This is a genomic window from Lacinutrix sp. (assembly GCF_023299985.1).
Classification (GTDB): Bacteria; Bacteroidota; Bacteroidia; order Flavobacteriales; family Flavobacteriaceae; genus Lacinutrix.
Genome location: NZ_JALZVX010000079.1, coordinates 1 through 3,370 on the forward strand (window position 1 = coordinate 1; position 3,370 = coordinate 3,370).

General features: G+C 29.6%; 1 protein-coding gene and 1 pseudogene. Both read right to left on the minus strand.

Going from position 1 to position 3,370, the window contains the following annotated elements; all coding sequences use genetic code 11:
• Positions 1 to 3,066: pseudogene (locus Q0C58_RS04005) on the minus strand (hypothetical protein); the annotation flags it as partial.
• Between the two features lie 85 nt (positions 3,067 to 3,151).
• On the minus strand, positions 3,152 to 3,370 hold a 219-nt coding region (locus Q0C58_RS04010; RefSeq protein ID WP_290697851.1), incomplete at its 5' end, for a helix-turn-helix domain-containing protein.

Genomic DNA, 3,370 nt, shown 5'->3' on the forward strand with positions numbered 1-3,370 from the left:
AAAAATTTGAGTTTCGTCTGGTAAATTGGTAGGAAAGTTGAAGGTCGTTATATTTCCTACGTCTTGATTGTTTACAATATCTGTTCCTCCTGAAGTAGTCCCAACTGTTAAAATATAACCAGTTGCATTACTGATTACAGTCCACGATAAATCTGAAATTACAGAGACATCTACTGCTCCATTTAAAGGTGTTATTAAATTGGTACATAACGGAACTGTAATTGTCTCTGTAGTAAAACTTTCTTCTACACAACCTGTTGCTGCGCCTGATGAATTGTATGGAATTACAGTAACAAAAATTTCTGTGCTTTCAGGTAAATCGTTTGGCAAATTGTAAGAAAACACATTTCCAACATCAAAATTATCTAAAATATCATTTCCTCCTGACGTGGTTCCAACTGTTAATGTATAACCGTCTGCAATAGCTATGTTATCCCAATTAATATCTGTTGTTACAGGAACATTTATTATACCATTATCCGGATTATCAATAAATGTGCAATCTGGTATAGTTACAAAAGCTTCTGTGGTAAATGTTTCTTCAAAGCATCCTGTTATATTTCCTAAACCATTATAAGGTGCTATAGTTACGTATATTAAAGTGGACTCTGGTAAATTAATTGATGGATTATATACTGTTATGTTTCCTACATCTATAGCATTAGCTATGTCTGTTCCACCAACAGTAGTTCCCATTGTAACTACATAACCTGTTGCGAAATCACTAGACTCCCACTCTATATTTGTTGTCAAAGCTATATTTACAGCTCCATCTAATGGTAAAAGTAGGTTAGTACAAGTCGTTGGACTTTCTATCGTGCCAGTTGTAAAACTAACTTCAGGACAACTTAAAGTATTACCACTATAAAAATATGGTGTTATAGTAACATAAACTTGGGTGCTTGGCGGAAAATTAGTTCCTAAATTATAATTAGTAACATCACCAACATCTACATTATTTAAAATATCTGTTCCTCCGGCTGTTGTCCCAATACTAATAAAATAACCACAAGCTCCTAAATTGTCTGACCATTCTAAAGTTGCATTTAAGGCAACATTTGTTGCTCCAGCAACTGGTGCTGTTAACATAGCGCAATTCTCAGGAGGAGACGTGATGTTTAACGTAATATCGTTTCTTATTAATAATAAATTTTTTCCATCAGTTCCTGCTGGATCTGCATTTTCAAAAGGCACCAAATCGCTAGTTATTTCAGAATGATATACTGCTGCATCACAACTATTAACAGATGTTAAAACATATGTAGGAGCATCTGGAGCTCCAGGAATAGCAACACCATCTTTAAACCAAGTGTAATGGTTTTGTGCACCTGAACAAACTGTAGTTAGAGTAACACTATCTCCAGCAGTTGCATTAATGGTATCAACAATATCTACTTTAGCTTGTGGTGCATATTCATAAACTTGAATAACAACATCTGGAGATGGTCCAATAGATTGAGTTGTTGTTAAATCTACAAGACCTAAATGTTGATTTTCAAAATCACCATATTCAAATCTATTTTCTTTAATATTTAATCGAAATCGTCTTGTTTGTAATGTAGGATTATACAATACATAAAAATCTGGAACTGTGCCAGATAATAAATTATTATTGGCTATAAAGCTACCTCTTAAGCTTCCACTATTAGAAATAATAGTAGAAAACTGATTGAGAATATCGTTACCAGGAAAGATATTGAAAGATAAATCGAAAGAAGATAAATTAATGTTCTGAGAAATATCTAAAGACTCTACTTGATTATTTGATATATTCAAATTAGTAAGGCCTATATTCTGAGTTAAGTCAAGACCTGTTCCTGTAAACAGGTTATAGTTTAAAGTTACCCAACGTAAACTTATATTATTTGTAACATTTAAATTAGTAATTTGATTACCTCCTAAATTTAAAGTTTCTAATTCAATATTTTGTGATAAATCTACAGTTGGTGCTATTTGATTAGTATGCGCATTTAATGTGTCCAATAAAGGGTTTTGAGTGACATCTAAAGTTAATAAATTATTGTTGTTTAAATTTAAGTTTTTAAGAATTGGGTTTTGAGTAACGTTTATAGAATTCATATCATTGTCATTCAAATCTAATCTATCTAATACTAAATTTTGAGTGACATCTACTACCAATGGTACTGAGGAATTAATAGTTATACTTAAATTTTCAAGATTGGGTAATGTAGAGAAATCCAGTGGGTTTTGAATATCATGTAAAATAATAAAAATATTATCTAAGGTAATTGAATTGGGTAATAATAAATTCTCTACATAAGTTCCCCAAAAATAAAGACTTTCTAAATTAGAATAGTTTGAAATATCTATTATTGGGATATCTATACTAGTGAAATTTAAATATTTCAAATTACCGTGTTCGTTAGGTAATGTTATTACTGTATTTACTTCACTACCTATAATCTGTAAATTTTCTAAGCCATCTAATAGAGAAAAATCTAATGTTGGGTCAGCAAGGCTTCTAATATTTACATTTGTTAATGTATTAGTTATTGGTAAAATAAAGTCTGTAAGGTTTTTAAGCCATCTAAATTCAATAGAAATTAAATTAACATTTTGAGATAAATCTAGAGTTGTAATAGGTGCAGAAAGTGTTGCATTTGAACTAGTTTCTATATAAAGATTTTCAAGTAGTATATTTTGTGTTAAGTCTAAATTTAATAATGCTTCGTTGTCATCAATTCTAAAATTAATAAGTTGTGTTAATCCCGTTAAATCTATGTCAATAATGTGATTAGTTCCTGTATCAAAATCCGTAACATTTGTAAAAGCATTTATTCCTGTTATATCTACAATACCATTATTCCCGAGATTTAAAATTGTTACTGCTTGCGCATCAATATTTAAAATATCGCCATTTAATCCATTAGTATCTATGCCTTGGTTTATTAATTCTTGTTCAAAATTAGTATCAGGAATAACTGTAGTCTGTGCTAAACTAGAAGAAAACATCGATAAGAATAGTAAAACACATAATGCTTTAATATTTATTGAAAAGTAAAAAAGTAATCTTGAAACAGATAAAACAAATTTATCTCTAATCATATTAGTTAAAATTAATTATTAAACTAATTGCGAAAATAACTTTAATAATTGAATTCGAAGTACCATATAAGCAAGTGGAACTCTTTTATTCTTTGTTTTCTGATACTTTTAATTTTTTAACATTTTGTCGATACTCAGAAGGCGTAATACCAGTATGATTTTTAAAAGCTCTGTTAAACGATGTTTTACTATTAAAACCAGAATCGAATGCAATTGCCATTATTTTAGAATCCTTATACTTTAAATTTTTAATACGATTTTGGACTTCTAACACACGGTATGAATTAATAAAACTATAAAAATT